1 pseudogene is annotated in these 1,016 nt (G+C 42.2%); it reads right to left on the bottom strand.

Going from position 1 to position 1,016, the window contains the following annotated elements:
* Positions 1-1,016, bottom strand: a pseudogene (locus WGMM_RS04020) (phage portal protein); the annotation flags it as partial.

The raw sequence follows: 1,016 nt of genomic DNA, 5'->3' as shown, positions 1-1,016 counted from the left end.
AGTAGTGCTAATTCTAGCCACCTATCCCATACTGGCCGGCAAAGCTGAAATACTACCACGTTATGCTGTAACATCGCGCACCTCCTACGAAACTCTATTAACCCAGCTCTTATTGATGAATAATTGACACCACTTAGATCTCCTGTTAGCTGCTCGTAAGTTATTCCCATGCCTACTGCTATTGCCCTAAGCTGCTGTTTCATGAATGCTCCATAACTTTCTCCAACATCTGATGGTTCTGAAAATTTTATGTCCTCACCTGGATCAAGCAGTTGCATAGTTCCTGGCTCTAAACCTGATAGTGCTACTCCATGCTCATTTGCTTCACCTTCTCCTAAAATATTTGCTTCTGGATCGAGTCTGGTAATAAACCCAGCAAACATTGCAGCAGTCTTTTTTCGTACTAATTCTGCACCGTCATATTGATCAAGTTCATAGAGCTTTAACAGTACACTGGACAACCATGATACTCCTCGAATCTGCCCAGGTCTTAGTGGTCTATAGATATGTAAAACATCGTTTGCTGGCACTCTTACTGATTCGCCAAACGAGCCTTCACCTGGATGTTCTCTAAATAGGTAATATGCTTCCCTCTGCCCAAGTCTATTGAACTCAATGCCGTTTCTTATTACATCGCCATTGCTAAGCGTTTGATTGCTTTTGTTATCTAAATGCTCTGATTCAAGTACTTGTAATTGCAATGGCACACAAAGACCATCTTCTCGTTTTCTTGTTCGGAGTCTTACAAAACATTCTCCTCCTTCAATCATACTTCTGCATACTAGAGCTTGTAATCCATAAAAAATCACTTGCTCCGCTACTGTCTGCTTCATCTGTCCATCTCAGCCATAACTCTTGGACTTTTTTCCGAAACTCTCCATCCTTGGCTTTTGACTGCGGCTTTATTCCTGTCCCAACGCAATTACTCACTATCGTATCGATTATGTTTGCCGCATAGGAGTTCTTTCTTACCATGTCACGTGAACGACTACGCAGGTGTTCAAGGCTCTGGGAAA

The sequence above is a fragment of the Wolbachia endosymbiont of Glossina morsitans morsitans genome (genome assembly GCF_000689175.1).
Classification (GTDB): domain Bacteria; phylum Pseudomonadota; class Alphaproteobacteria; order Rickettsiales; family Anaplasmataceae; genus Wolbachia; species Wolbachia pipientis.
Note: the sequence above shows the minus strand (reverse complement) of the source record. Positions and strands in the feature narration are given on the sequence as shown.